This is a genomic window from Thioalkalivibrio sp. ALE12 (assembly GCF_000381105.1).
Classification (GTDB): Bacteria; Pseudomonadota; Gammaproteobacteria; order Ectothiorhodospirales; family Ectothiorhodospiraceae; genus Thioalkalivibrio.
The window spans coordinates 241,983-266,694 of record NZ_KB905906.1 but is presented as its reverse complement, the minus strand read 5'-3'; the positions used below and the strand labels follow the sequence as shown (position 1 = coordinate 266,694).

The window sequence follows — 24,712 nt, the reverse complement described above, 5'->3', positions numbered from 1 at the left end:
GACGTCATGCACGGCACGCCCCCATCTCACCTGATCTTCGGCGAGGTCCTGTTCGACGGCTTCCCCGACGGCACGCGCGTCCTCGGCGGCGCGCCCTTTAACGTCGCCTGGAACCTGCATCAGCTGGGTGCCGCCGCCTGCTTTGTGGGCGGCATCGGCGACGACGCCGATGGCCGCCGCGTGCGGGAACGCATGCACCACATCGGGATGGATACACGCGGGCTGTACCAGCACCCCACGGCCCCGACCGGCGAGGTCCGCGTCACCCTGGAGCAGGGCGAGCCGAGCTACACCATCGTCCCCGGCCAGGCCTATGACGACGTCCCGGCGGACTGGGCGGAGCAGCTGCCGGCTACGGCCACGCTCCTCTATCACGGGACGCTGGCCCTGCGCACCGGCAATCGCGAGCTGCTGGAACGCCTGCGGGCCCGCTCACGCCAGCGCTTCGTCGACGTGAACCTGCGGGCACCGTGGTACGACACCGATGACGTTCTCGCGCTGATCCGCGGCGCCGATGTGGTGAAGCTGAACACCGACGAGGCCGCGACCCTGGCCCCGGATGTCGCCGAGGCCGAGCGCCCGACCGCGCTGCTCGAACGGGCCGCGATCCGCTCCGCCCTGATCGTCACCCACGGGGCCGGTGGTGCCGCCATCCACGAGCCTGATGGCCAGCACTGGCAGGCACCGGCACCGCCCGTCGACGGGTTCCGCGACGCCGTGGGCGCCGGCGACGCCTTCGCCAGCGTCGCCATCATCGGCCTGCAAAACGCCTGGCCCTGGGCGACCACCCTGGAGCGCGCCCTCCGATTTGCCGCCTCCGTCTGCACCCTGCAGGGCGCCACCACCGACGACGCGGCCTTCTACCAGCAAGCCACGCGCGACTGGCCCCGGGCCTGACGACACGCCGGGACGCCGGACACCCCAGCGTGAACCAAAAGGGACACCGCGACTTCACGCCCACGCGATTTTTTTGCGTCAGGAAGAGCCTGGCTCTATATTTTCTATAGAAATACTCGTTCTTGTCCCGGGAGGGCCATATGGAACAAACGGCAAACGCGGAACAGCGCCAGGAGGTACTCACCAGGGCCGTCGCGCAGGCCGGGGCACGGCTCGGCATGAAACAGTCGGAGCTGGCCCGGGCCCTGGGGCTGAGCCCCGCTACAATCAGCCGCATGTACGCCGGTGGTTATTTTCTGGACGAGCGCACCAAGCACTGGGAGATCGCGGCCCTGCTGGTCCGTCTCTACCGTGGGCTTGACGCCATCACGGCCGGCGACGAGCGTTCCCTTCGGGCCTGGATGCGCAATCCCAATGCCGACCTGCACGGTGTTCCGGGAGACCTAGTGGACAATGTGGCGGGGCTGGCTCGCGTAGTCGAGTATGTGGACGCACACCGCGCTCGCATCTGAAGCCGCGCCTGCGAACGGCGAGGGATGGCGGGTGGTGGAGCATCAGTACACCGTGTCCACCCGCAAGCTTGTGAGTACCCGGGACGAGCAGGAAGTGCTGGAGGCGATTCTGGAGGAGACCAAGCCCGCCTTTCCCGCCAATACGGCGCATTTGCATTACCTCCTCAAGACGCCGTTCCGCTATCCGCCGTCGCCCTTCGGTTCCCGGTTCCGTCGGCCACAGGAGGGGGAGGGCGTCTTCTACTGTGCCGAAGCCGTCCGCACGGGACTGGCCGAGTTCAGCTACTGGCGCCGACACTTTTTCGAGACATCCCCGGGCACACCGTTACCTGAAGCCCACGAATCGCTCACGGTCTTCAACGTCGCCTGGCGCACCCCGAGTCACCTGGACCTGACCCGTCCGCCGCTCAACCAGGATCGCGCCCAGTGGACCCACCCGGACGACTACACCGCCACCCGGGCGCTCGCTGCCGAAGCGCGACGAGCCGGTATCCAGGCCATCCGTTATGAATCTGTGCGCGACCCTCAGCGAGGCGCCAATCTGGCGCTCCTGGCCCCGGCAGTATTCACGCAGCCGGAACCTCTTACCCAGCAAACCTGGTATCTCTACCTGGGCGCCAGCGAAAGCAACTGCATCCGGGCCGGCCGAGATGAGTCCTTTACCTTCCCGGCCTCGTCCTCCGCCTGATCCGTCCCCCGTAGGATTCCGGTCAGCGAGAGGCGTCAGGCCGGGGCCCGGTGAGCTCCATTCGGATGTTCTCGAAAATCCGGACAATGGCAACTGAGATCTCGGGGGAGAGCCCTGCGCCATCCTCGAGGCGGGCGGGCTCGATGCCGTGGACGATGACGTGCTGGGGAAGCTCGCCCAGGGAGCGGGCGAGTTCGACGGCTTCGGCGAGGCCGATACCGTGGGAGGAGTAGCGCGCGCCGCGCGGCAGGGGCTCGCGGGCGTCCAGGCGGTGGAGGGTGCCGGGGGCGGCGCCGGTGACAATGGCATCGACCAGGATCACCGGGTCGTGGCCCTGCCACAGCTCCATCAGCTCAGCGGGTTCGCCGTGGCTTTTCGCGGTGGCGAGGCCTGCCGTGCCTTCGAGTGCATCGACTACCGCGTGGCCGATGCCGTCGTCGCCGCGCCAGGGGTTGCCGATACCGATCACTAGCGGGCCCTTTTCAGTACTCACGAGCTTTGTCCCGCGATGCGATTCGCTTGCCGGATCGGTTCCCAGCAAGAGTGATGGTCTCCGGCCAGCCCTGGGATGCCCAGGCTCGCTGGAACACGCTCCGGCACAGGCGTAACCTGAAAGACCACCACCCCTTGTGAACACTGTCAGACATGCCGGGCGACGACTTCGAAACGATTCTTGACCAGGCGCGAGCGCTCCCGGACTCGGAGCGTGCACGGCTGGTGCATGATCTTCTGGAGACCCTGGAGGGGGCGCCGGACACCGGCGTCGCCGCGGCCTGGGAGCAGGAGATTGCCCGCCGCCTTGCGCAGGTCGAGAGCGGGGACGCGGAAACCCTCTCGCGTGACGAACTGGATCGGCGTTTTCCGGGCCGCACTGGCTGAATATTTCAGTAGAACCGGAAACCAATCAGCACCGGTGTTCTCTCATCGCGTTTTCGCGTGGGACTTGCCGGTGGCGGCGTCTCTCAACCCGCCGGAAACGTACTTGTGCAGGATACTGGAGACCAGTGTCTGGTACGGGATACCTTCCTCGAGGGCTCGGCGCTGCAGGGCCTCCAGGTCCCGCCCGGAAATGCGGATGTTGATCCGCTTGTTTTTTCGGAAGGTCTCTTCAGCCGCGTGCGCAACGTATTCTCGACGCTCATCGTCCAGAGCCGATTCGAACTCGCCCGCCTCATAGGCATCGAGCAGTTCCTGCTCTTCCTGGCTCAGATTGGGCTTTCCCATGCTATCCCCTCAAATATTGTCGGGTGGCTTTGCGACTGGGAATTGCAGTCTTGAGAAAGAATTCCTTGTCGTTTTCAACATATGGCACCAACCATACGTAGGCATCAACCCGGACGACAAACATCCGCTGGTTCGGGTACTTCTCCCCGTTCGGGTGGACCACGTCGTCCAGCAGGCTGCCCGACTGAAGGGCGAAAACCACGTCCTCGAAGGATATGCCCCTTTCCGCCATCAACTTCTCGTTTTTCGCAGCGTCCCAGTTGATCTGCTTCATTCGTCGACTCTAGCAGGACGTGTGCCTATTGGCATCTTTTCCTCATTGAATCTTTGGGCTCACTGGCGGTCGACCGTGAGGTCGAGGAAGTGGGTGGCGCAGGAGATGCAGGGGTCGTAGTTGCGGATGGCGACCTCGCAGTGGTGGCGCAGTTCGTCGTCCGGCAGGTGGAGGTGGGTCTGCACCAGTTCGCGCAGGTCGGCCTCGATGGTGGGCTGGTTGACCGAGGTGGGCGGGACGATCTTGGCGTCGGTGATGATGCCCGCGTCGTCGATGCGGTAGCGGTGGTAGCAGATGCCGCGCGGGGCCTCGGTGGCGCCGAAGCCGGTGCCGGCGCGCGGGGTGACCGGCAGCGCGGGTTCGGCCGGTGCGGCCCGATAGCCGTCGACCAGGCGCAGGGCCTCCTCGAAGGCGAGCACGATCTCGATCATGCGCACCTGGATACTGCGGAACGGGTTGCGGCAGGCCGCGCCCAGCCCGGCGCGCTCGGCCAGCTCGGCGGCGCGCGGGGTGAGGCGCTCGCGGTTCAGCGCGAAGCGCGCCAGCGGACCCATGAAGACCGGTTCGCCGCTGTCGGAGCGGTGGCTGTGCAGGGCGTTGGAGTGGGCCACGTGCTCCTCGGTGAAGACGTCGTCGTACTCGCGGATGGCGGCGTCCAGGCCGCTGCTCGAGCCCAGCCGGCCGTGGGTGATCGGGTATTCGTCCGGGTGCACCAGCGACACGAACTCGTAGTCGCGTTCCAGGTTCGGGTAGTCGAGGGTGGCGAGGAACTCGGCCACCTCGCAGGACGCCTCCAGGCCCCAGGCCAGGTCCTCGCGCAGGCCGGCGACCTCGGCAGGCGTCGGCGTGCGGTAGAAGCCACCGACCCGCAGGTTGACCGGGTGGATCTCGCGCCCGCCCAAAAAGCGCAGGATGGCGTTGCCGATCTTCTTGATGCGCAGGCCGTTGCGCACCATGTCCGGGTGGTCCTTCGCGGCGGTGACCGCGTCGGGATAGCCAAGGAAGTCCGGTAGGTGCAGCATGAACACGTGCAGGGCGTGGCTCTCGATCCATTCGCCGCAGTAGGCCAGCCGCCGCAGGTCCTGCAGCACGCCGTCCACGGTCACCCCGCAGATGTCCTCCATCGCCAGCGAGGCGCCCATCTGGTAGGCGATGGGGCAGATGCCGCAGATGCGCGCGGTGATGTCCGGGGCCTCGCGGAAGTCGCGTCCGCGCAGGAAGCCCTCGAAGAAGCGTGGGGCCTCGAAGATCGACAGCTTCACCTCCTCCACGCGGTCGCCCTCGGTGCGCACGTACATCGCGCCCTCGCCCTCCACGCGCGCGAGGTAGTCGACTTCGATAGTGCGGGTCTCGCTCATGTTTCGTTTCCTGATTCCTGGCGCTCGCTCTCCTCGCGGAAGGCGTCGGCGCCGGCGTTGAAGGTGCGGTAGAAGCGCACGCGCGTGGCGCGGTCCATCCCCAGCGTCTCCAGCTGGCCGGACAGGCCCGGCGCGTTGGGCGTCTCCTTGGGCCCGAAGCAGCCATAGCAGCCGCGGTTGCAACCAGGGCACAACGCGCCGCAGCCGGCATGGGTGACCGGGCCCAGGCAGGGCGTGCCGTGGGCGACCATCACGCAGACCTGCCCCGCCCGCTTGCACTCCTCGCAGACGCTGGCGCTGGAGATCTGCGGGCGGCGGCCGTAGAGGAAGGCGCTGACGACCTCCAGCAACTGGTACTTGTCGATCGGGCAGCCGCGCAGCTCGAAGTCCACCGGCACGTGCTGGCTGATGGCATCCGAGGTGGCCAGGGTCTCGATGTATTCCGGGTGGGCGTAGACCTGGCGGGTGAATTCCTCGACGTCGGCGAAGTTGCGCAGGGCCTGGATGCCGCCGGTGGTGGCGCAGGCGCCGATGGTCACGAGGAACTGCGAGGCGCGGCGGATCTCGCGGATCTCCTCCGCCGCCTGCGGCGTGGTGATCGAGCCCTCGACCAGCGTCAGGTCCCACGGCCCGTCGATGCGGGTGCGCGTGGCCTCGGGGAAGTGGGCGATCTGGATCTGGTCGGTGACCGCCAGCAGCTCGTCCTCGCAGTCGAGCAGCGAGAGCTGGCAGCCGTCGCAGGAGGCGAACTTGAATACCGCGAGGGTCGGTTGTTCCCGTCTCATAGCTCGCGTATCCGGAAGGCCGGCTCCATCACCGGGTAGGGGAACACGGGGCCGTCGCGGCAGACGAAGTGCGACCCGATCTGGCAGTGGCCGCAAAAGCCCACCGCGCAGCGCATGTTGCGCTCCATCGAGACAAAGATATCCTCCGGCTTCAGGCCGCGGCGCTCCAGGGTAGACGCGGTGAAGCGCATCATCACCTCCGGGCCACAGGTCATCGCCAGAGTATTGCGCCGGTCGAAGCCGCCGCGATCGACCAGCTGGGTGACCACGCCGACATCGCCGCGCCAGGCGGCGGTGCCGCGATCCACGGTGATGCGCAGATCCACATCATCGCGCGCCGCCCAGTCGTCCAGCTCGTCGCGGAAGATCATGTCGCCGGGCGAACGCGCGCCGTAACAGACCACCATGTGGCCGAACTCCGAACGCCGCTGGAGCGCCGCGTGGATGACCGGGCGCAGCGGGGCCAGGCCGATGCCGCCGGCGACCAGCACCAGATCGCGCCCGCGCGCCTGTTCCAGCGGCCAGGCCGTGCCGAACGGCCCGCGCAGGCCAACCACCGCTCCGGCCTCCAGATCCTGCATCGCGCGGGTCACGCTGCCCACCGCGCGGATGGTGTGCACGATGCCGCCGTCGTCGGTGATCGCGGAGACCGAGATCGGCACCTCGCCCACGCCGAACAGGTAGAGCATGTTGAACTGCCCGGGGGTCGGCAGCGGCCCCGGGTCGACTCCCGGTTCGGGGTACAGCGTCCAGCTGAACACCTCGTTGCTGGCGACATCCGGCCGCACCGAATGGATGCGCCAGGGCTGCGGCGCCATCGCCTGTTCCGGCAGGTCACTGTCGGCGCGGGGCTGCAGGGTCTCAGGTGCCATGCCCGGGCCCTCCGTGGCTGTAGATGTCCAGCGCCTGCAGCCGCGCGGCCTGCAGGCGCTGGACGATCAGCGCGGCGAAGTGCTTCATCAGGGTATAGCCAAGCGCCGGGTCGGCCTCCATGCGCTCGCGCAGCACGCCGGCGTCGAAGCGCAGGGTGTGCAAGTCGGTGGTCGCGCGGGCGTCGTAGCTCGCGCGGTACGGCGGCAGCAGCCAGGACCAGCCGAGGATGTCGCCGGGGCCCAGGGTCATAAAGGGTACATTGCCCTCGCGCAGGCGACCCTCCAGCGCCACTTGGCCCTCGCGGATCAGCCAGAAGGTCTCGGTGGGTTCGTGGTCGCGCATCAGGATGGCCCCGGCCGCGTAGCTGCGTTCGGCCGCGCAGGCCGCCAGCAGGCGCCGGTGCCGTTCGTCCATGTCTTCGAAGAACGGCTGTTCCTCAAGGATGGCCAGCAGCTCCTTCATCCCCGGCCCTCCGGGTCGCGGCGCACGGCGGTCACCTCCTCGGTGATGTCGATCCCCACCGGGCACCAGGTGATGCAGCGTCCGCAGCCGACACAGCCGGAGGTGTCGAACTGATCGTGCCAGGTGGCCAGTTTGTGGGTGATCCACTGGCGGTAGCGCGCGGCTACCGAGTCGCGGTGGGCGCCGCCGACCAGGTGCGAGTGTTCCTGGTTGAAGCAGGAGTCCCAGCGCCGCAGGCGCTCGGTGCGCAGACCTTCCAGATCGGGCACCTCCTCGACCTGGGAACAGAAACAGGTGGGGCAGACCAGGGTGCAGTTGGAGCAGGACAGGCAGCGCTCGGCGGTCTCCTCCCAGCGCGGGTGCTCGAAGGCCCGGTTCAGCACCTCGCGCGCGTCGCCGGGCATCTGCCGTCCCATCTTTTCCGGGGCCTCGGCCCACACCTGTTCGGCCGCGGCCTGCTCGGCGTCCGTGGCCGGGCGCGGCTCCAGCCGCTCGAACATCGCGCGCCCCGCCTCGCTCCCCGCCTCGATGACCAGGAAATGCTGCGTGGCATCGATCACCTCGGTCAGGGCCAGGTCGAAGCCCTCGCGGGCGCGCGGTCCGGTATCCATCGAGGCGCAGAAGCACGTGGCGCCGGGCTCGGCGCAGTGGGCCGCGACCATGAACACGTCCCGACGCCGCGCTGCATAGCCGCGGTCCTGCACCGTCTGGCCGAGGAACACCCGGTCCTGCACGCCGATCGCCGCCAGCTCGCAGGCACGCATGCCGATGAACGCACGCGGCGACGCGTCGGATTCGCCCGGCTCGGTGGTGAAGCTGCCGTCCGCCTGGCGGGTCAGCCGGAACAGGGTCTCCTGCGGGGGAAACAGGTATTTCTTCCAGGAGTGCGGACCGACCACGTAGCCGAACAGGGCCGCGTCGTCACGCTCGCGCAGGCGGTAGTGACCGGGGGCGTGCTCGTCCCCCCAGCCCGCCGGCAGGTCATCCAGGCCTTGCACGCGGTCGTAGACGATCGCCCCGTCGCGCCGCGTCGGACCCACCACCTCGTAGCCATCACTGGCCAGCAGGCGGATGAGCGTATCCACGGCTTTTGGCGAGATCACGTCCATCGGCGACTCCCGGTCAGTGGCTCCGAACGGCAGGCAAGCACGCCCCGCCGACCCGGGTGCCACTCATATTGCGCCAGGTGCCGACCATGATCCAGCGCGTGACGGACTGGAAATAGCCCCGATACGTGCCACACTCCGGGAAAGGCGTGATGCGATCTTGACGGCCGGTGGCCCGGAGGTGGCAGTGGCGATTTCGGGGGCGCCGGTGAAGCGCAACATCTTTGTGGTCGGTCTGGATGACTTTCATCTGGCCCAGCTCCGGACCCTGCACGCAGCGGAGGACTATGCCTTCCACGCGCTCTTCACGCGCGCGGAGGTCAAGCCCTGTGCCCGGTTTCCGATCCAACGGATACTGACCGAGGGTCGCGAACGGTTGCAGCGGTTTCCCGGCACGGTGGATGCCGTGGTCGGATTCTGGGACTTCCCGGTGAGCACGATCCTGCCCATCCTGCGCCAGGCCGCGGACCTGCCGGGGCCGACCCTTGAAAGCGTGCTGAAGTGCGAGCACAAGTACTGGAGCCGGCTGGAACAGGCCCGCGTGGTGCCCGAAAACATCCCGGCCTTCTGCGCGGTCAACCCGTTTTCCAGCGATCCCCTGCGCGAGGTCACGCTGGCCTTTCCGTTCTGGATCAAGCCGGTTAAGTCGGTTCTCTCCTATCTCGGCTTTCGTATCGGCGATGCGGATGACTTCCGGCGTGCCATGCAGCGGATCCGCCGGGAGATCGATCACTTTGGCGGACCCTTCAACCATGTCCTGGGGCACGCGACGTTGCCTCCGGAGGTGGCCGGAATCGACGGCAACCACTGCATTGTCGAGGCCCTGATATCGGAGGGGCGTCAGTGCACCCTGGAGGGGTATGCCTGGCAGGGCGAGGTCCGGATCTATGGTGCGGTCGACTCCCTGCGCGAGGGTGCGGCCGGCTCGTCGTTCTCGCGCTACCAGTATCCGTCGACCTTGCCGGAGGGCGTGCAGACGCGCATGGGCGAGATCGCCGCCCGCGTGATCCACCAGGTGGGCTATGACTGCGCCCCGTTCAACGTGGAGTTCTACTGGGACGAGGCCACAGACCGGATCTGGCTGCTGGAGATTAATACACGGATCTCCAAGTCCCACGCCCCGCTGTTCCGTATGGTCGATGGCTGCTACCACCACCAGGTGATGATCGACCTCGGACTGGGCCGCGAGCCCGCCATGCCGCATCGCCAGGGGGAATTCGCGTGTGCGGCCAAGTTCATGGTGCGCCGGCATCAGGATGCGCGGGTCGTGCGGGTTCCGACGGCATCCGAGATCGCGGCCGTCGAGGCCGAGTTCCCGGGACTGGTCATTCAGGTCGAGGTCGAGGAGGGCATGCGGCTGTCGGAGCTATGCTGGCAGGACAGCTATTCCTACGAGGTGGCGACACTGTTTCTGGGAGCTGCGAACCACACCGACCTGGAACGAACCTACGTGCGCGTCATGGAGCGACTGCCCATGGCATTCGAGCCCGTCACGCCCCACCGTGAGGAGAACGTGCCGACGTGAGAACAGTCACCGACCTTCCCTGCCCCGTGGCAATCGAGGAATATATCCCGATCCCGCTGTCCGACGGTACGCACCTGGCCGCCCGACTGTGGCGCCCCGAGGGCGCCGAACAGCGGCCCGCCCCCGCAATCCTGGAATACATCCCGTATCGCCGGCGCGACTCGACCCGCCTGCGCGACGACGCGATCCACCACTACTTCGCCGGTCACGGCTACGCCTGTCTGCGGGTGGACCTGCGCGGATCGGGCGACTCCGAGGGGGTACTGGAGGACGAGTACCTGCAGCAGGAGCTCGACGACGGCGTGGAAGTCCTGCGCTGGATGGGCGAGCAGCCCTGGTGCAATGGCAGCGTCGGCATGATCGGCATCTCCTGGGGCGGCTTCAACGGCCTGCAGATCGCGGCATTGCAACCGCCGGAGCTGAAGGCGGTGGTCAGCGTCTGTTCCACCGATGACCGCTACGCCGACGACGTCCACCACATGGGTGGCTGCCTGCTGGGCGACAACCTGTCCTGGGCCTCGACCATGTTCGCCTACAACTCCCTGCCCCCCGATCCGGAGATCGTGGGCGAGCGCTGGCGCGAGATGTGGTTCCAGCGCCTGGAGGGCAGCGGGCTGTGGCTGGAGAAGTGGCTGCGCCACCAGCGCCGCGACGACTACTGGAAGCACGGTTCGATCTGCGAGGACTGGTCCGCGGTGCAGATCCCGGTGATGGCCGTCAGCGGCTGGGCCGATGGCTACTCCAACGCCGTGTTCCGCCTGCTGGCCAACCTCCGGGCACCCCGCCTGGGCCTGGTCGGCCCCTGGAGCCACAAATACCCGCATCAGGGCGTGCCCGGCCCGGCGATCGGCTTCCTGCAGGAGTGCCTGCGCTGGTGGGATCACTGGCTGAAGGGCATCGACAACGGGATCATGGACGAGCCGATGCTGCGTGCCTGGATCCAGGACAGCGTCCCGCCGACCACTCGCTACGAGGAACGCCCGGGGCGCTGGGTGGGCGAACCCTGCTGGCCCTCGAAGAACGTCGAGATGGAGCCATTGACCCTGGCCTGGCCGGGGCGGCTGGAGCACGCGTCGGCCGCGTCTCCGGAGCGCGAGATGACGCTGCAGTCGCCACTGAGCGTGGGACTTTTTGCCGGCAAGTGGTGCTCGTATGCAGCGACACCCGACCTGCCGCACGACCAGCGCGAAGAGGACGGGGGTGCCCTGGTATTCACCAGTGCCCCACTGGAGGAGTCGCTGGAGATCCTGGGTGCCGCAGTGCTGGAATTGCAGCTAAGGGTCGACCGGCCCGTCGCCATGGTGGCGGCGCGGCTGTCCGACGTGGCGGCCGACGACAAGGCCACCCGTGTCACCTACGGGCTGCTGAACCTGACCCACCGCGAAGGCGCGGAGACCCCGCAGCCGCTGGAACCCGACACAACCTACCGGGTCCGGATCAAGTTCAACGACGTGGCCCAGCAATTCCCGGCGGGGCACCGTATCCGATTGTCGCTGTCCACGTCGTATTTCCCGCTGGCATGGCCGGCGCCGCAGCCCGTGCGGCTGCGGATCATGGCGGGGGCAAGCCGTCTGCTCCTGCCACGACGGGGGCGGCGGGAAGAGCTGGACGCCGGCATCGCCTTTCCGCCACCCGAGGGTGGTCCACCCTCGACGTCCGTCCACCAGCTGACCCCCCAGCAGCACAACTGGCGCGTGATCCGCGACCTGGCCGAGGACGAATCGACCCTCGCGGTTACCAATGACGCGGGGACCGTCCAGCTGGATGACCTGAATCTGGAGATGCAGCGCAAGGCGCTGGAGTGGTACAGCTACCGCGGCGACGACTTCAACTCCGCGCGCGGGGAAACCCTCTGGGAACGTGGCTTCCGGCGCGGCGACTGGGAAGTGCGCACGGTGACCCGTACGGTCCTCACCTCGACCCCCACCGAGTTCCAGATCCATGCACAGCTGGATGCGTACGAGGGTGAACGCAGGGTATATGCCCGCAACTGGGATGTCCGGATCCCCCGCGACCTCGTCTGAACTAGCCAGCTTGAACCCCGGGAAAGAGCACGGGGTCAGTGGAAAGCACCCTGCAGTGGCAGTAGGGGTGTAGGCGGCTTGTGTGGCGACCACATGCCGGAATCGCTACCGGAGCGTTTGCCACACGCAGTAGCGAACTCGCTACGTGTGGCTCGAAACCGAGTGTGGCCATCCCGACTCGCGAGCCAATCAGGGTGTAACCTTTCCCGGTTATGCTGGAGTTTGGCCCAACCACTGTCCGGGGGATGCGATGAAGGTCGCCGTCTTCAGTACCCAGCAGCATGATCGCGAGCACCTGATACCGGCTCTGGTGGCCGCCGAAATGGTGCCGGTGGTGTACGCCGAGCGCCTGACTGCGGAGACGGTGCACCTGGCCCGGGGTGCGGATGCGGTCTGCGTATTCACCAACGACGACCTGCACCGCCGGGTGATTGACGGGCTGGCGGATCAGGGTATCCACGTGATCGCGCTGCGCTGCTCCGGGTACGACAATCTGGATGTGGCGCGGGCCCGCGAGCGCGGCGTGCGCGTGGGGCGGGTTCCGGCCTACTCCCCGAACGCGATCGCGGAGCATGCGGTCGCCCTGTTGATGACCCTGAACCGCCGTGTACACCGGGCCTGGGAACGAACCCGGCGCGGCGATTTCCGGCTCGACCATCTGACGGGCTTCGATCTCGTCGGGCGCACCGTGGGGGTGGTCGGCACTGGACGCATCGGCCAGGCCTTCGCGCGGATCATGCTCGGCTTTGGCTGCCGCGTGCTTGCGCACGACCCGTACCCGAATGCGGAGCTGCAGGCTGCGGGGGTGGAGTATCGGGACCTGGACACGCTACTGGTCAAGTCCTCGGTGGTGAGCCTGAGCTGCCCGATGACGCCGGAGAACCGGCACCTGATCAATGCCGACACCCTGGCGCGGATGCCGCGCGGGGCCTTTCTGATCAATACCGCACGCGGGGCGCTGGTGGATACCGATGCCGCCGAGGTCGCGCTGGACTCCGGGCAGCTGGGCGGATTCGCGCTGGATGTCTACGAGGCCGAGGCGGGGCTGTTCTTCCACGACTGGTCACTGGCCGGTCTGCCGGATCGGCGTCTGGCGCGGCTGATGCAGCGCGACGACGTGCTGGTCACCGGCCACCAGGCCTTCCTGACCCACGAGGCGCTGGCCAACATCGCCGACACCACCGTGGCCAACCTGACCACCCTGCACCAAAACCCGGACGCGCAACCCGAAGGCCGCGTGGTTTAGGGACCCCGGGTGGGCGCCGGGCGAAATGCAGCCGGGGCGGTCAGAACAGGGCTAGTTCGGCCTCCTGATAGGCGATATTCGTGTTGCGCGGCGCCAGGTCGTCGAAGTCGGCCAGGTCCTGCCAGGGCGAGTCGTCAAAGGCGCGGATTGCGGACTGCATATCGGTGCCCATGTCTGCCGCTTCGAACATGTGGTCCCACAGCGCGCGCAGGTAGTCGTGGGTCGGGTGGTCGAAGGTCGACAAGGCCCCCGGTTCACCGTGTCCCGGGATAAATTTCGCATCCGCGTATTCATCCTGCAGGAGTTCGTAGGCCTGCAGCCAGCCCTCCATGCTGCCGTCGGGAAGGATGGCCAGGAGGCGACCGCCATAGAGCACGTCGCCGGCAAATACGACGTTGTCGGGCTCGACCACCGCGATCAGGCTGCCGTGGGTGTGGGCGCTGCCCACGTGGCGAACGGCCAGGGTGACGCCGCCCAGGTCCAGTTCCTTGCGATCCTCGACCATTACGTTTGGCGGTTCCGGGTGCTCGGTGGAGCCTTCCGGCCGATCCAGCGCGTTCTCGAGCTGCATGGCGAACATCGAGGCGCTGCCCTGCATGCGGTCGGCGGCCCCGGGCGCGGCCAGGATGTCGGCGCCGGCCTCGCGGAAGACGTCATTGCCCATAAAGCGGTGTGGCTGCGAGTTGGTGTTGATCACGTAGCGCACCGGCTTGTCCGTCGTGGCGCGGATATGCTCCAGCATCTCTTTGGCCATCTCCGGGGTGTGGCCGGAATCGATCACGGCCACGGCGTCTTCGCCGACCACATAGCCGAGGTTCATGCGAAACCCCTGGTTCTCGGTGTCCGGCCCGCCGTACGGCCCGATCCAGGCGTGGGCATGGTCCGAGACAGCTTCGGGTTCCGGCAGGATGGGCGCCTCCTTGGCCGCGAGCATCGGGCTTAGAACAAAAGCCGCCAGGGCCAGAACAAGCAGGGCCCTGTTGCGTGTGTTTTTCAGCATGTCACGTACTCCTAGAGCAGAAGCTGATACCCGGCGCCCAGAGCGGCACAGACAGCGATCAGCGGGATAATCCCGACCCGGAAGCGGGCCAGGGCGATGAAGGCGGCGATGCCCAGCAGGGCGGAGAACCATTCGAAGGCCCCTTCGAACCCGTCCGGCCACAGGACGTGCCAGGTAAAGAAGACGGCAAGGTTCACGATCACCCCGACCACAGCGGCGGTGATGCCCGTCAGCGGGCCGGTAAAGTGCAGGTCCCCGCGGGTGCGCTCGACCAGCGGTGCCCCGACCAGGATGAACAGGAACGACGGCAGGAAGGTAAAGAACGTCGCGACCAGCGCACCCAGCAGGGCGGCCAGCACGATCTGGTCCGGCCCGAGAAAGGCCTGCGTCCAGCCACCGATGAAGCCGACGAAGGTCACCACCATGATCAGCGGGCCGGGCGTGGATTCGCCCAGGGCCAGGCCGTCGATCATCTGCGTCGGACTCAGCCAGCCATAGGTCTCGACCCCACCCTGGTACACATAGGGCAGCACCGCATATGCGCCGCCGAAGGTAACCAGCGCGGTCTGAGTGAAGAACTGCCCCATGCGGGTCAGCGTGGCGTCCCAGCCGAACACCGCGAGCAGGGCGCCGAACACGGCAGCCCACAGGCCCAGGCCCACCACCAGAAAGCGGACCACCCGCGACCAGCGAAACTGCATCCAGGGGGCGGGTGGCGTGTCGTCATCCACCACCGCCGGGCCGCGCGACTCAACACCCCCGGTCCCGTGAGATTCGCCATTCTCGAAGCGCTGCGGCCAGACGCGGCTGCCCAGCCAGCCGAGGACCCCCGCCGTGATGATGATGTACGGGAACGGGATGTTGAGCGCGAATATCGCCAGGAAAGCCGCAATGGCCATCAGCCATAGCAGGCCGTTGTTGAGAACCCGTCCGCCGATGCGCCAGCCGGCGTAGACGATGATCGCGACCACGGCCGGCTTGATGCCGTAGAACACGGCCTCCACCGCCGGTACATCGCCAAAGGCCAGGTACACCCAGGACAGCCCGGTGATCAGGAACAGCGAAGGCAGGATGAACAGCAGCCCGGCCATCAGACCGCCGAAGGTCCCGTGCAGCAGCCAGCCGAGATAGGTCGCCAGCTGCTGTGCCTCCGGTCCCGGCAGCACCATCGCGTAGTTCAGCGCATGCAGGAAGCGGTTCTCGGAGACCCAGCGTCGGCGCTCCACCAGTTCCTCGTGCATCATCCCGATCTGCCCGGCGGCACCGCCAAAACTGATGAAACCGAGTTTCAGCCAGTAGCGAAAGGCCTCGGTCCGGGTGGGCGGGTCGGGTCGTTGGGTCGCGGAGTGTTCAGGTTCGGTCATTGTGTACTGTGTCCGGATTGTTGTTCATAGGCCTGGCGGAGGTCGTGCAGCACCGGGGTCACGCGGGCCAGCAGGGCGTCGTCGTCCGCGCACTGCTGCTTGGCCCCGGTCAGGATGCTTTCGAAGCCCGCCGCCTCGGGGATGGGACGCCCCCCCACATCTAGGAAGTGCACCATCTCGGCCAGTCCGGCCAGACCGCTGTCGCGCTCCAGTCCAAAGGCCGCCAGCAGCACCTCGAAGGTGACGCGGTCACCGACGTGGGTGAAGGCGGCCCCGTCGAAGTCGAAGCCCAGGGCCTCGGGCGGGCAGTCGGCCGGGGTGGGAATCCAGACGAAGCGGGCTTCCGGGTCGATGAATTCGCGGATCAGCCAGGCACTGGCGACCCGGTCCACCCACATGGCCGCGCGCGTGGCCCATAGCCGGCCCCGGTAGTCCGCCGGGTCCAGGCGGGGGATTCCGGAATCCGGCGCGGGCGATGGTTCGTCCGGCGAGAGCATCGACTGGGCTGCGGCTTCGAGCCGGGCCAGCTGGGCCTCCAGTGGGCCGCGTCCGGGGCCCGGGAAGTAATCGGTGCGGCGCAGCTGCTCCGCCTCGCGGTGGACCTGGCGCAGGCGCTTGAGCAGTTCGGCCTCGCCCAGTCCGGGCAGCTGGCCCAGCAGGGTCTCGGCGCTGGTCTGCAGCGTACGGTACTCGGCCTCGCGATCGAACAGGCTGCGGTAGTGCGCCTGCTCCTCGGCGCTGGCCGCCACCGGCAGGTGGTAGGCCTGGTTGCCTGCCGCCCGGGCGGATTCCGCCAGTTCCAGCAGAGCGTCGCGCAGATCCGGGCGATTGGGCAGCAGGTAGACGCCATCGCGCAGCGTGGCGGCGCCCAGCGCCTTCAGCGCGCGCCAGAGCCGGACCCGGGTCGAGTCCTGCCCGCTCTGAAAGGCGAGGATGAGCAGTTGCCAGTCGGTATCCGCAGAATGCATGTTACATGTATATCAGCAATGTAATAGACGTTACAAACTCCGTGTACCAGGCACAAAAAAGCCCGGCGCCTTGCGGGGCCGGGCTTGCGCTGCCGGGGGCGTGGCGATCAGCCCTCGTTGTGGTAGCCGGTGATGCGCTCTACTTCGTTCTTCGCGCCCAGGACCACCGGTACGCGCTGGTGGATGCCCTCGGGGCTGATGTCCATGATGCGCTCGCGGCCGGTGGTGGCGGCGCCGCCGGCCTGCTCGATGATGAAGCTCATCGGGTTGGCCTCGTACATCAGGCGCAGCTTGCCGGCCGTGCCCTTGGCCTGCATCTTCGTGTCCATCGGGTACAGGAACACCCCGCCACGCGAAAGGATGCGGTGCACCTCGGCCACCATGGAGGCCACCCAGCGCATGTTGAAGTCCTTGCCGCGGGCGCCTTCCTTGCCGGCCAGGCATTCGTCGATGTAGCGCTTGACCGGGGCCTCCCAGAATCGGCTGTTGGACATGTTGATCGCGAACTCCTGGGTGTCTTCCGGGATCTGCACGCTGTCCTTGGTCAGCAGGAATTCACCGAAGTCCTTGTCCAGGGTAAACATCTTCACGCCCTGGCCGGTGGTCATCACCATCATGGTGGACGGGCCGTACAGGCAGTAGCCGGCGGCGACCTGCTTGGTGCCCGGCTGCAGGAAGTCCTCGGTCTTGGGATCGGTGACGCCCTCCGGGGCCTTCAGGATGGAGAAGATCGTGCCGACCGAAACGTTCACATCGATGTTCGAGGAACCGTCCAGCGGATCGAACAGCACCAGGTAGTGGCCGCGCGGCTCGTTGGCCGGCATCTCGCAGATCTCGTCCATCTCCTCGGAGGCCAGGCCGGCGGCGTGGCCGTTGTGGCTCAGGCTCTCGATGAACACCTCGTTGGTGATGATGTCGAGCTTCTTCTGCGTCTCGCCCTGCACGTTCTCGGAGCCGGCGGAGCCGAGCACGCCGACCAGATCACCCTTGTCGACGAGGTCGGAGATCTTCTTGCACGCCACGGAGATGTCGTTCAGCAGACCGGTGAATTCGCCGGTCGCGCCCTGGATGCCGCGCTGGGTTTCGATGATGCAGTTGGTCAGAGTGGTACCGATATGCATGATGCAATCCTGATGCTGTTGTGAATCGGGCGACACGGCGCGAAATGGGGCACAGCAGCCCCGTCGCGGGGCGAACGGCCCCGGCGCGCCGGGTGTCAAAGGCGGCATAGTGTAGCAAAAGCACCCGGAGTGGCCGATCCACGGTACGGATCGTGGCGTGATCGGCCTGGCACTGTGTTTGCTCGGCCTTCGGGAACCAACAGGAAATGGAGGATTCGCATGCCGCAGAACGCGCTGTACGCCCAGTCGGGCGGAGTCACTGCCGTCATCAACGCCAGCGCCTGGGGGGTGATCGAGGCGGTGCGCGCCCACCCGGCCCATTTCGGCAAGATCTATGCGGCGCGCGACGGCATCCTGGGTGTGCTGCGCGAAGAGATCATCGACCTCGACCAGGAGGACCCGCTGACCCTCGCCGCCCTGCGCCATACGCCGGGCGGTGCGTTCGGTTCCTGCCGCTTCGATCTGGGTGACCCCGACAAGGACCCGCAACAATACGAGCGCCTGGTCGAGGTCTTCCGCGCCCATGACATCGGCACCTTCTTCTACAACGGCGGTGGCGGCTCCATGGATACCGCCTTGAAGATCGCAAAGATGGGCGAGCGCATGGGCTTTCCGATCAAGGCGATCGGCGTGCCGAAGACGATCGACAACGACCTTGCCGTGACCGACTCCAGCCCGGGGTTCGGCTCGGCCGCCAAGTTCATCGCCACGGCAGTGCGCGAGGCCAGCCTGGACGTCGAGTCCATGCACACCAGTTCCACCAAGGTGTTCGTGATGGAGGTGATGGGTCGGCATGCCGGCTGGCTGGCGGCCGCCGCGGCGCTGGCGCAGGAGTTCGACGGTCAGCCGCCGATGCTGATCCTGTTCGCCGAGGTCCCGTTCGACCAGGACGACTTTCTGGAGCACCTGAACCGCACCATCGAGCGCCACGGCTACTGCGTGGTGGTCGTCTCCGAGGGCATCAAGAACCCGGACGGGGAGTTGTTCTCGGTCGCGCAGAGTCACGACGTGTACGCCTATACCCAACTCGGCGGTGCCGCCCCGCGCCTGGCCGAGCTGATCCGCGAGAAGACCGGCCACAAGCTGCACTGGGCCGTGGTGGACTATATCCAGCGCGCCTCGCGCCATATCGCATCGAAGGTGGACGTGGAGCAGGCCTATGCCTGCGGTCGCGCGGCGGTGGAGGGGGTGGTGGCCGGCGAGGACGCCTTCATGCCGATCATTCGCCGGGACTCCAACCAGCCGTACCGCTGGAGCATCGGCTTTACCCCGCTGGAGACCGTCGCGGACATCGAGCAGGGCATGCCGCGCAACTACATCACCCCGGATGGCTACGGCATCACCCAGGCCGCGCGCGACTACCTGCGCCCGCTGATACAGGGCGAGGATGCCCCGCCATTCGAACGGGGCCTGCCCTGCTACCCGCGCATCCGCGGCGAGCTGTTGCCAAAACGCTGCCCGCCATTCGACGTGAAGACCGAGTAGATACGCGGACTACGGACCCGAAGGCCTCCCCGGGGTACAGCAAGCACCGGGGCCCTCCTGCTGGATCGGCGGACAGGGCACGGACCCGTAGGAACAGAAGACGCAGCAATCCCCCGGCAACGGCCTCAGCAGGGCACCGCAGCCGGTGCACTCATAGAACCACTGGCAGGCATCGGTGGGCATCGTCTCGGTCTTCTGATGGCCGCACTCCGGGCAGGTCAGGGTCGAGTCGGGGATGATCTCGTTCATATGCGTTTCAGGTCGGTTTGCGAGGATGGGATGCAAGATCCAGGCGGGCAGGCGAAAAACCCCGCCGGACAACCGGGATCGGCACAAAACGGGCGGTTCCGGAGTCTACAGCACTGCAAGCCCGCGCAAGACGGGCGCCAACACCGGATACCGGATGGAGGAAACGATGTACACGCGAATCCTGAACCGCACGTTTGCCCTGTCGGCCGCCAGCGTCCTGGCCGCCGCATTCCTGGCGCCAGGCCAGGTCGCCGCGCAGGGCGCCTATTTCGCGCCGGCCGATGGCTCGCCGGACGAGGTCACCTTCGAGTACCGCATGCGCGAATACGGCTGTGCCAACGTGCGCGGCCAATGGCGGGCGACCAACAACACCGACGACTGGCTGGAGGTGCGCGTCACCAAGACCGCCTACAACTGCCCCGGCGAGTTGGAGGACGATGTCCGCACGACCACCCGCCTGTGGCGCACCCTCGGTCCGGGCGAGACCCAGGAACGCACGCGTGACAACTCGGTGTGCGGTGGGGCCTGGGCGCGCGGGGTCGAGGTCCTGGAGTACGAGATCAACGTGGTTGACGCCCCCGACGAAAGCTGAGGCCTGTGATTCCGGCCGCGATTTTTCTTCGCGGCCGGTTCCCTTGCGCCGTGGGCGCGCTACACTCGTAAGCGTTATGCACCCCGTCCCCATTCGAGGAGTCTGTCCATGCGCGTCCCTTCGTTTCGCCAAGTCCTGTCCGCCCCTGCGGCCTTCCTGGTCGCGCTGACGCTGACCCTGCTGCCCGCCACCCCGGCCTTCGCCGGCGTGGGCATGCTCGACACCGGCAGCATGATCCAGCAGGCCAGCGCGGATGACACCCGCGCCCAGTTGCTGGAACAGCTCAATGACGCCGAGGTCCGTGCCCAGTTGATCGAGATGGGGGTCGACCCCGAACGGGCCGAGCAGCGCGTGGCGCGTCTGACCGACGAGGAACTCGCCCGCCTGGAGGCGCACATGGAGACCGACCCGGCCGGCGCCGCCAGCGCCCTCGGTGTGGTCGCCATCGTGTTCGTGGTGTTCGTGATCCTCGATGCGGTCGGCGTGACCGACATCTTCTCGTTCGTGGGTCCGGCGCGCGCCAACCGCTGACGCGGTCATGGCATCGTGGAACCGACGGCGAGCCTCCGGGCTCGCCGTTCTTGTGTTCGGCCTGGTGATGGGCGCATTCGCCCTGGGCGGTTGCGCCACCGCGCCGCAGAGCGCGAGCCTGGCGAGCGAGCGCCCGGCCGACCTGCCGACCCGCGTGGAACTGACGGACACGCCCTTCTTCCCGCAGGAGCAATACCAGTGCGGCCCCGCCGCCCTGGCCACGGCCCTGAACGCCCGCGGCATCGACGCCGCGCTGGATGACCTGATCGAGGAGGTCTACCTCCCCGGCCGCGAGGGCAGTCTCCAGGCCGAGATGCGCGCGGCGGTGCGGGCCCGCGACCAGGTCGCCTACCGCATCGAGCCGCAACTGGAAACCGTCCTGCGCGAAGTGGCCGCCGGCAACCCGGTGGTGGTGTTCCAGAACCTCGGCGTGGCCCTGATCCCGGAATGGCACTTCGCGGTGGTGATCGGCTATGACCTGGAAGATCGCGAGATCTTCCTGCGCAGCGGCCCCATCCAGCGCCATGTGAACTCGTTTGCCCGCTTCGAGCGGACCTGGGTCCGCGGGGAACGCTGGGCCTTCCTGGTGATGGCACCGGACACCCTGCCGGCAACGGCCACGCCCCTGCGCTGGCTGCGAGCGGTCAACGAGCTGGAGCAGACCGGACGCCTCGCGGCGGCCGCCACTGGCTATGAAACGGCGATGGAGCGCTGGCCCGACGAGGCCATCCCCTATGTGGGCCGGGCCAACGTGGCGTTTGCCCAGGGCGACCTGACCACGGCCGAGGACGCCCTGCGGAACCTCGTGGAGCGTGATCCGGCGCGTCACGAAGGGTGGAACAACCTGGCGCATGTACTGATCGCCCGCGAGTGCGGTGAGCAAGCGCGCGAGGCGGCAAGCTGTGCGGCCGGTCTGGCGGGGCCGGGCAGCTACGCTCGCACCCTCGGTGCGGCGGCGGATGCGCCGGACACGGGGGCCGAATGCCGCGCCCTGCCGCCTTGTGCCGCGACGATGGACTCCGCGGCTTTACCGGAGCGCCATTAGGCAGGTGCACGCTTGCGCGGGGCACGCCGGTCCTCTCCGGCCGGGGCGTGTGCGGCGCGCCTACTTGCGCTTCTCGAGCGTCTGTTCAGCGTGCTTGAGGACCAGGCCCAGGTTCTGTTTCTCGACGTCCGTGACCTGCGGGTCTTCCTTCACGGCGTGGCGCAGGTGTTCCACCAGTTGCGCCAGTTCGTCGCGCGAGATCTGGTGAAAATTGAAGCCGCCACCGTAGCGGGACTCGAGCTGATCCCAGTAGTCGGCAAGCGGAGGGCGGTAGTCGTCACTCATGGGGCATTCCCTGGTTGCGGTGCGGCGGGAGCATTTTGTCTGCTTGCGGTGCTTGGGGTCTAATGGGGGCTTTCCCGGCCGGCCTTTCGCCCATGTCCGTTACCGCTATCTACCCCGGCACCTTCGATCCCATCACGCATGGTCACACCGATATCGTGCGCCGGGCCGCCCGCCTGTTCGATCGCGTGGTGATCGCGGTGGCCGCCAATCCCAACAAGGGCCCGGCCTTCCCGCTGGAGACGCGCGTGGCCCTGGCCCGGGAGGCCGTGGGCGAGATCCCCGGCGTCGAGGTGCAGGGGTTCAACGTACTGCTGGCGCATTTTGTCCACGCCCAGCGGGCCAACGTGATCCTGCGCGGTTTGCGGGCGGTGTCCGACTTCGAACACGAATTCCAGCTGGCGGCGATGAACCGCCAGCTGGCGCCGGAGGTCGAAACCCTGTTCCTGACACCGGCCGAGGAATACAGCTTCGTCTCCTCGAGTCTGGTACGGGAAATCGCCCGTCTGGGCGGCGACGTCTCAAAATTCGTGAGCCCCGGCGTGGCGCGCATGCTGGCCGAACAAAACGGCCTGGAGCGCTAGCGGCCGGGCCCTGCGACTGGATACGAGGATTGGCCCATGGCCCTGATGATCACCGACGAATGCATCAACTGCGATGTCTGCGAGCCCGAGTGCCCGAACGAGGCCATCTACCCGGGTGACGAGATCTACGAGATCGACCCCAATCTGTGCACGGAATGTGTTGGGCACTTCGACGAGCCGCAGTGCCAGGATGTCTGCCCGGTCGACTGCATCCCGCTGGACCCGGATCACAAGGAGACCCGAGAACAGCTCCAGGCCAAGTATGAAGCCCTGATGGCCGCGAAGTAGGCAACCTCGTGGACTGGCATCGACCCCTCCAGCGCGGCGCCGTCCTTGTCACCCTGGCACTGGCCGCCCCGCTGGCCTGGGCCGGGCCCGGGCAGCATGCGGTGGCCACTGCCCACCCCGCGGCCACCGAGGCCGGCGAGGCCGTGCTGCGCGACGGCGGCAATGCCTTCGACGCCGCCGTGGCCATCACCGCCGCGCTGGGCGTGGCCGAACCCTATGGCTCCGGCCTCGGGGGCGGCGGGTTCTTCCTGCTGTACGAGGCCGACTCGAACCGCAGCGTGATGGTCGACGCTCGCGAGACCGCCCCGGCCGCGGCGCATCGCGACATGTATCTGGATGCGGAAGGCGAGGTGGTCGACGGACTGTCACTGGACGGCGTGCTGGCGGCGGGCATCCCCGGCATGCCGGCCGGCCTCGATCACATCGCGCGGAACTACGGGCGTCTGTCGCTGGCGGACAGCCTGGCCCCGGCGATCCGTCTGGCCGAAGACGGTGTCCCCGTCAGCGGTCGCTATCGGCAGATGGCGGGGTTCCGCCACCAGGCCCTGCGCGACGGGGCAGACGCGCGCGGCATCTACCTGGACGACGGCCAGCTGCCGGACGAAGGGACGCCCCTGCGCCAGCCGGATCTGGCCGCGACCCTGCGGCGCCTGGCGGACGCCGGCCGCGACGGGTTCTATACCGGCGAACTGGCCGAGCAGCTGGTCGCGGGGGTGCGCGAGGCGGGCGGGATCTGGACGCTGGACGACCTCGCCGGTTACGCGGTGGTCGAGCGCGACCCGATCCGACTCGATTACCACGGGGCCGAGATCACCACGGCATCCCCGCCATCCTCCGGGGGGGTGGCACTGGGGCAGATCCTGAACATCCTTTCATTCTATGACCTCGAGGCACTGGCGCCGGACATGCGCGCCCATCTGACCATCGAGGCCATGCGCCGCGCGTACCGCGACCGGGCCGAGTATCTGGGCGATCCGGATCATGTCGAGATGCCGCTGGAGCGGCTGTTGTCGCGCGACTACGCCGCCGGACTGCGCGCCACGATCCATCCGGACACGGCCACCCCCAGCCGCTACCTGCCGCTGTCGGTGGATCCGCAGGCCGACCACCCGGAGGCCGCCGCCACCGAGAGCCGCCAGACGACGCATTTCTCCGTGATCGATGCCGAGGGCAACCGCGTCGCGGCTACCCTGACCCTCAACTACCCCTTCGGCGCCGGCTATGTGGTGCCCGGCACCGGTGTGCTCCTGAACAACGAGATGGACGACTTCTCGGCGAAACCGGGCGAGCCCAACGCCTACGGCCTGGTCGGCTTCGAGGCCAACGCCATCGCCCCGCAGCGCCGGCCGCTGTCGAGCATGAGCCCGACCTTCGTCGACACCGGCGAGCGGGTGGCGATCCTGGGGACGCCCGGGGGCAGCCGTATCATCACCATGGTGCTGCACGGCATCCTCGGGGTGCTCGAGGGACAGTCCATCGAGGATGTGGTGGCGGCTCCGCGCTATCACCACCAGTACCTGCCGGACCGGGTCGAGCACGAGACCGGCGCCTTTGATGCCGAGTTGCGCGGCCAGCTGGTCGCGCGCGGGCACCAGCTGGTGCCTCAGGTCCGCCCGTTCGGCGACATGCACGCCATTCTGTGGGAGCCCGAGGCCGACCGTCTGGAGGCCGCCTCCGACCCGCGCGGTGAGGGCGAGGCGCGCGTCTTTCAGCCCCGGTAACCCTCATTGTGGAAGGAACGCGGCGGTCGCGGGGTACCCCGAGAGCTCGCCACGTCGCTGTGCGACTCGCGATGACGGGGGATAGCGGCGACGAATACGTTCAGGGGCGCGCCGAATGCCACCCACGCAAAAAGCCGCGCCCGTTTGCGGGGCGCGGCTTCGCGATTCAGCTATCCGCGGCCGGCGCGAGGCCGGCCAGATGCCCGGGGGCTTAGCCCTGGGCCAGGTCGCGGATGCGGGCGTTCAGACGGCTCTTGTGACGGGCCGCCTTGTTCTTGTGGATCAGGCCCTTGCTCACGGTCTTGTCGATCACCGGCACGGCCGACTTGTAGGCCTCGGCGGCAGCCTGGGCATCGCCCTTGTGCAGCGGCTTCAGCACGGCCTTCATGGCCGTACGGAAACGGGAGCGCAGCGCCATGTTGTGGGCGCGGTTCTTGACCGCCTGACGGGCCCGCTTACGGGCAGAAGCAATATTCGCCAAAGTACTTCCCTCGCGTTGAATCGCTAG

General features: G+C 67.5%; 29 protein-coding genes. 14 read left to right on the top strand and 15 right to left on the bottom strand.

Annotated features, from left to right (window positions below):
- The first annotated feature begins 6 nt into the window (after positions 1-6).
- The 3 genes from F614_RS0104575 to F614_RS0104565 all read left to right on the top strand — a co-directional run bounded on the left by F614_RS0104575 (position 7) and on the right by F614_RS0104565 (position 2,097).
- Positions 7-897 (top strand): carbohydrate kinase, encoded by an 891-nt coding sequence (locus tag F614_RS0104575; RefSeq protein WP_019558369.1) that lies wholly within the window; start codon positions 7-9, stop codon positions 895-897.
- 140 nt (positions 898-1,037) lie between these two features.
- Positions 1,038-1,409 (top strand): antitoxin Xre/MbcA/ParS toxin-binding domain-containing protein, encoded by a 372-nt coding sequence (locus F614_RS0104570; RefSeq protein ID WP_018867694.1) that lies wholly within the window; start codon positions 1,038-1,040, stop codon positions 1,407-1,409.
- Positions 1,381-2,097 (top strand): RES family NAD+ phosphorylase, encoded by a 717-nt coding sequence (locus F614_RS0104565; protein WP_231373769.1) that lies wholly within the window; start codon positions 1,381-1,383, stop codon positions 2,095-2,097. The genes F614_RS0104570 and F614_RS0104565 overlap by 29 nt, the downstream gene beginning before the upstream one ends.
- A gap of 22 nt (positions 2,098-2,119) precedes the next feature.
- Here the strand turns inward: F614_RS0104565 and F614_RS0104560 are convergent, their stop codons facing one another.
- Positions 2,120-2,566 (bottom strand): hydrogenase maturation protease, encoded by a 447-nt coding sequence (locus F614_RS0104560; RefSeq protein WP_018867904.1) that lies wholly within the window; start codon positions 2,564-2,566, stop codon positions 2,120-2,122.
- A gap of 176 nt (positions 2,567-2,742) precedes the next feature.
- Here F614_RS0104560 and F614_RS0104555 point away from each other — a divergent pair, with 176 nt between their 5' ends.
- Entirely contained in the window at positions 2,743-2,976 is a 234-nt protein-coding gene (locus F614_RS0104555) for an addiction module protein (RefSeq protein WP_018867905.1), read from the top strand.
- 42 nt (positions 2,977-3,018) lie between these two features.
- On the opposite strand, the gene F614_RS0104550 is transcribed toward F614_RS0104555, so the two are convergent.
- From F614_RS0104550 to F614_RS0104520, 7 genes are read right to left on the bottom strand one after another with little or no spacing between them, the layout of a single operon-like run.
- A complete protein-coding gene (locus F614_RS0104550) occupies positions 3,019-3,321 on the bottom strand; it encodes a hypothetical protein (RefSeq protein ID WP_018867906.1) in 303 nt (100 codons plus the stop codon).
- Between the two features lies 1 nt (position 3,322).
- A complete protein-coding gene (locus F614_RS0104545; RefSeq protein ID WP_018867907.1) occupies positions 3,323-3,595 on the bottom strand; it encodes a BrnT family toxin in 273 nt (90 codons plus the stop codon).
- Between the two features lie 59 nt (positions 3,596-3,654).
- On the bottom strand, positions 3,655-4,953 hold the full coding sequence (locus tag F614_RS0104540; RefSeq protein ID WP_019558368.1) for a Ni/Fe hydrogenase subunit alpha: 1,299 nt from the start codon (positions 4,951-4,953) through the stop codon (positions 3,655-3,657).
- On the bottom strand, positions 4,950-5,738 hold the full coding sequence (locus F614_RS0104535; protein WP_019558367.1) for an oxidoreductase: 789 nt from the start codon (positions 5,736-5,738) through the stop codon (positions 4,950-4,952). The genes F614_RS0104540 and F614_RS0104535 overlap by 4 nt, the downstream gene beginning before the upstream one ends.
- Complete coding sequence (locus F614_RS0104530; protein WP_019558366.1) at positions 5,735-6,610, bottom strand: FAD/NAD(P)-binding protein; 876 nt, start codon at positions 6,608-6,610, stop codon at positions 5,735-5,737. Before F614_RS0104530 ends, F614_RS0104535 begins: the two co-directional genes overlap by 4 nt.
- On the bottom strand, positions 6,600-7,073 hold the full coding sequence (locus F614_RS0104525) for a cyclic nucleotide-binding domain-containing protein (protein ID WP_018867911.1): 474 nt from the start codon (positions 7,071-7,073) through the stop codon (positions 6,600-6,602). Before F614_RS0104525 ends, F614_RS0104530 begins: the two co-directional genes overlap by 11 nt.
- Positions 7,070-8,182: a sulfite reductase subunit A gene (locus F614_RS0104520; RefSeq protein WP_018867912.1), complete on the bottom strand. Its 1,113-nt coding sequence runs from the start codon at positions 8,180-8,182 to the stop codon at positions 7,070-7,072. Before F614_RS0104520 ends, F614_RS0104525 begins: the two co-directional genes overlap by 4 nt.
- A gap of 184 nt (positions 8,183-8,366) precedes the next feature.
- Between F614_RS0104520 and F614_RS0104515 the strand changes: the two genes are divergently transcribed.
- The 3 genes from F614_RS0104515 to F614_RS0104505 all read left to right on the top strand — a co-directional run bounded on the left by F614_RS0104515 (position 8,367) and on the right by F614_RS0104505 (position 12,974).
- Complete coding sequence (locus F614_RS0104515) at positions 8,367-9,704, top strand: acetyl-CoA carboxylase biotin carboxylase subunit family protein (RefSeq protein ID WP_019558365.1); 1,338 nt, start codon at positions 8,367-8,369, stop codon at positions 9,702-9,704.
- A 26-nt stretch (positions 9,705-9,730) separates the two neighbouring features.
- Positions 9,731-11,728, top strand: coding sequence for a CocE/NonD family hydrolase (locus F614_RS0104510; RefSeq protein WP_019558364.1), 1,998 nt, complete (start codon positions 9,731-9,733; stop codon positions 11,726-11,728).
- A 250-nt stretch (positions 11,729-11,978) separates the two neighbouring features.
- Positions 11,979-12,974 (top strand): 2-hydroxyacid dehydrogenase, encoded by a 996-nt coding sequence (locus F614_RS0104505; RefSeq protein WP_019558363.1) that lies wholly within the window; start codon positions 11,979-11,981, stop codon positions 12,972-12,974.
- A gap of 40 nt (positions 12,975-13,014) precedes the next feature.
- Here the strand turns inward: F614_RS0104505 and F614_RS0104500 are convergent, their stop codons facing one another.
- The 4 genes from F614_RS0104500 to F614_RS0104485 form a co-directional block, all read right to left on the bottom strand.
- On the bottom strand, positions 13,015-13,974 hold the full coding sequence (locus tag F614_RS0104500) for an MBL fold metallo-hydrolase (RefSeq protein ID WP_018878205.1): 960 nt from the start codon (positions 13,972-13,974) through the stop codon (positions 13,015-13,017).
- An 11-nt stretch (positions 13,975-13,985) separates the two neighbouring features.
- The gene (chrA, locus tag F614_RS0104495; protein ID WP_019558362.1) at positions 13,986-15,338 is read right to left on the bottom strand and encodes a chromate efflux transporter; all 1,353 of its coding nucleotides are present in this window, start codon (positions 15,336-15,338) and stop codon (positions 13,986-13,988) included.
- Entirely contained in the window at positions 15,335-16,306 is a 972-nt protein-coding gene (locus tag F614_RS0104490) for a chromate resistance protein ChrB domain-containing protein (protein ID WP_019558361.1), read from the bottom strand. The genes chrA and F614_RS0104490 overlap by 4 nt, the downstream gene beginning before the upstream one ends.
- Before the next feature lie 107 nt (positions 16,307-16,413).
- Positions 16,414-17,427, bottom strand: coding sequence for a class 1 fructose-bisphosphatase (locus tag F614_RS0104485; RefSeq protein ID WP_019558360.1), 1,014 nt, complete (start codon positions 17,425-17,427; stop codon positions 16,414-16,416).
- A gap of 219 nt (positions 17,428-17,646) precedes the next feature.
- Here F614_RS0104485 and F614_RS0104480 point away from each other — a divergent pair, with 219 nt between their 5' ends.
- A complete protein-coding gene (locus F614_RS0104480; protein WP_019558359.1) occupies positions 17,647-18,912 on the top strand; it encodes a 6-phosphofructokinase in 1,266 nt (421 codons plus the stop codon).
- 9 nt (positions 18,913-18,921) lie between these two features.
- Here the strand turns inward: F614_RS0104480 and F614_RS0104475 are convergent, their stop codons facing one another.
- Positions 18,922-19,161 (bottom strand): GDCCVxC domain-containing (seleno)protein, encoded by a 240-nt coding sequence (locus F614_RS0104475; RefSeq protein ID WP_018867921.1) that lies wholly within the window; start codon positions 19,159-19,161, stop codon positions 18,922-18,924.
- 154 nt (positions 19,162-19,315) lie between these two features.
- Between F614_RS0104475 and F614_RS0104470 the strand changes: the two genes are divergently transcribed.
- The 3 genes from F614_RS0104470 (at position 19,316) to F614_RS0104460 (ending at position 21,329) form a co-directional block, all read left to right on the top strand.
- Entirely contained in the window at positions 19,316-19,753 is a 438-nt protein-coding gene (locus F614_RS0104470; RefSeq protein WP_018867922.1) for a hypothetical protein, read from the top strand.
- Between the two features lie 108 nt (positions 19,754-19,861).
- Complete coding sequence (locus F614_RS0104465; protein WP_018867923.1) at positions 19,862-20,284, top strand: PA2779 family protein; 423 nt, start codon at positions 19,862-19,864, stop codon at positions 20,282-20,284.
- Between the two features lie 67 nt (positions 20,285-20,351).
- A complete protein-coding gene (locus tag F614_RS0104460; protein WP_051080436.1) occupies positions 20,352-21,329 on the top strand; it encodes a PA2778 family cysteine peptidase in 978 nt (325 codons plus the stop codon).
- 60 nt (positions 21,330-21,389) lie between these two features.
- On the opposite strand, the gene F614_RS0104455 is transcribed toward F614_RS0104460, so the two are convergent.
- Positions 21,390-21,614, bottom strand: coding sequence for a hypothetical protein (locus tag F614_RS0104455; RefSeq protein WP_018877013.1), 225 nt, complete (start codon positions 21,612-21,614; stop codon positions 21,390-21,392).
- A 92-nt stretch (positions 21,615-21,706) separates the two neighbouring features.
- Between F614_RS0104455 and coaD the strand changes: the two genes are divergently transcribed.
- Genes coaD through ggt form a run of 3 tightly spaced genes read left to right on the top strand, consistent with a single transcriptional unit; the run spans position 21,707 to position 24,204 of the window.
- Entirely contained in the window at positions 21,707-22,195 is a 489-nt protein-coding gene (gene coaD, locus F614_RS0104450) for a pantetheine-phosphate adenylyltransferase (protein WP_018867926.1), read from the top strand.
- A gap of 36 nt (positions 22,196-22,231) precedes the next feature.
- Positions 22,232-22,483 (top strand): YfhL family 4Fe-4S dicluster ferredoxin, encoded by a 252-nt coding sequence (locus F614_RS0104445; protein ID WP_017942992.1) that lies wholly within the window; start codon positions 22,232-22,234, stop codon positions 22,481-22,483.
- A gap of 8 nt (positions 22,484-22,491) precedes the next feature.
- The gene (ggt, locus tag F614_RS0104440) at positions 22,492-24,204 is read left to right on the top strand and encodes a gamma-glutamyltransferase (protein WP_019558356.1); all 1,713 of its coding nucleotides are present in this window, start codon (positions 22,492-22,494) and stop codon (positions 24,202-24,204) included.
- A gap of 211 nt (positions 24,205-24,415) precedes the next feature.
- On the opposite strand, the gene rpsT is transcribed toward ggt, so the two are convergent.
- Entirely contained in the window at positions 24,416-24,685 is a 270-nt protein-coding gene (rpsT, locus tag F614_RS0104435; protein WP_018880926.1) for a 30S ribosomal protein S20, read from the bottom strand.
- Positions 24,686-24,712 lie beyond the last annotated feature (27 nt).

Coding starts and splice junctions, on each gene's coding strand:
- F614_RS0104575 (WP_019558369.1), top strand. CDS start 7: ATGCACGGCACGCCCCCATCTCACCTGATCTTCGGCGAGGTCCTGTTC.
- F614_RS0104570 (WP_018867694.1), top strand. CDS start 1,038: ATGGAACAAACGGCAAACGCGGAACAGCGCCAGGAGGTACTCACCAGG.
- F614_RS0104565 (WP_231373769.1), top strand. CDS start 1,381: ATGTGGACGCACACCGCGCTCGCATCTGAAGCCGCGCCTGCGAACGGC.
- F614_RS0104555 (WP_018867905.1), top strand. CDS start 2,743: ATGCCGGGCGACGACTTCGAAACGATTCTTGACCAGGCGCGAGCGCTC.
- F614_RS0104550 (WP_018867906.1), bottom strand. CDS start 3,321: ATGGGAAAGCCCAATCTGAGCCAGGAAGAGCAGGAACTGCTCGATGCC.
- F614_RS0104545 (WP_018867907.1), bottom strand. CDS start 3,595: ATGAAGCAGATCAACTGGGACGCTGCGAAAAACGAGAAGTTGATGGCG.
- F614_RS0104540 (WP_019558368.1), bottom strand. CDS start 4,953: ATGAGCGAGACCCGCACTATCGAAGTCGACTACCTCGCGCGCGTGGAG.
- F614_RS0104535 (WP_019558367.1), bottom strand. CDS start 5,738: ATGAGACGGGAACAACCGACCCTCGCGGTATTCAAGTTCGCCTCCTGC.
- F614_RS0104530 (WP_019558366.1), bottom strand. CDS start 6,610: ATGGCACCTGAGACCCTGCAGCCCCGCGCCGACAGTGACCTGCCGGAA.
- F614_RS0104525 (WP_018867911.1), bottom strand. CDS start 7,073: ATGAAGGAGCTGCTGGCCATCCTTGAGGAACAGCCGTTCTTCGAAGAC.
- F614_RS0104520 (WP_018867912.1), bottom strand. CDS start 8,182: ATGGACGTGATCTCGCCAAAAGCCGTGGATACGCTCATCCGCCTGCTG.
- F614_RS0104505 (WP_019558363.1), top strand. CDS start 11,979: ATGAAGGTCGCCGTCTTCAGTACCCAGCAGCATGATCGCGAGCACCTG.
- F614_RS0104500 (WP_018878205.1), bottom strand. CDS start 13,974: ATGCTGAAAAACACACGCAACAGGGCCCTGCTTGTTCTGGCCCTGGCG.
- chrA (WP_019558362.1), bottom strand. CDS start 15,338: ATGACCGAACCTGAACACTCCGCGACCCAACGACCCGACCCGCCCACC.
- F614_RS0104490 (WP_019558361.1), bottom strand. CDS start 16,306: ATGCATTCTGCGGATACCGACTGGCAACTGCTCATCCTCGCCTTTCAG.
- F614_RS0104485 (WP_019558360.1), bottom strand. CDS start 17,427: ATGCATATCGGTACCACTCTGACCAACTGCATCATCGAAACCCAGCGC.
- F614_RS0104480 (WP_019558359.1), top strand. CDS start 17,647: ATGCCGCAGAACGCGCTGTACGCCCAGTCGGGCGGAGTCACTGCCGTC.
- F614_RS0104475 (WP_018867921.1), bottom strand. CDS start 19,161: ATGAACGAGATCATCCCCGACTCGACCCTGACCTGCCCGGAGTGCGGC.
- F614_RS0104470 (WP_018867922.1), top strand. CDS start 19,316: ATGGAGGAAACGATGTACACGCGAATCCTGAACCGCACGTTTGCCCTG.
- F614_RS0104465 (WP_018867923.1), top strand. CDS start 19,862: ATGCGCGTCCCTTCGTTTCGCCAAGTCCTGTCCGCCCCTGCGGCCTTC.
- F614_RS0104460 (WP_051080436.1), top strand. CDS start 20,352: ATGGGCGCATTCGCCCTGGGCGGTTGCGCCACCGCGCCGCAGAGCGCG.
- F614_RS0104455 (WP_018877013.1), bottom strand. CDS start 21,614: ATGAGTGACGACTACCGCCCTCCGCTTGCCGACTACTGGGATCAGCTC.
- coaD (WP_018867926.1), top strand. CDS start 21,707: ATGTCCGTTACCGCTATCTACCCCGGCACCTTCGATCCCATCACGCAT.
- F614_RS0104445 (WP_017942992.1), top strand. CDS start 22,232: ATGGCCCTGATGATCACCGACGAATGCATCAACTGCGATGTCTGCGAG.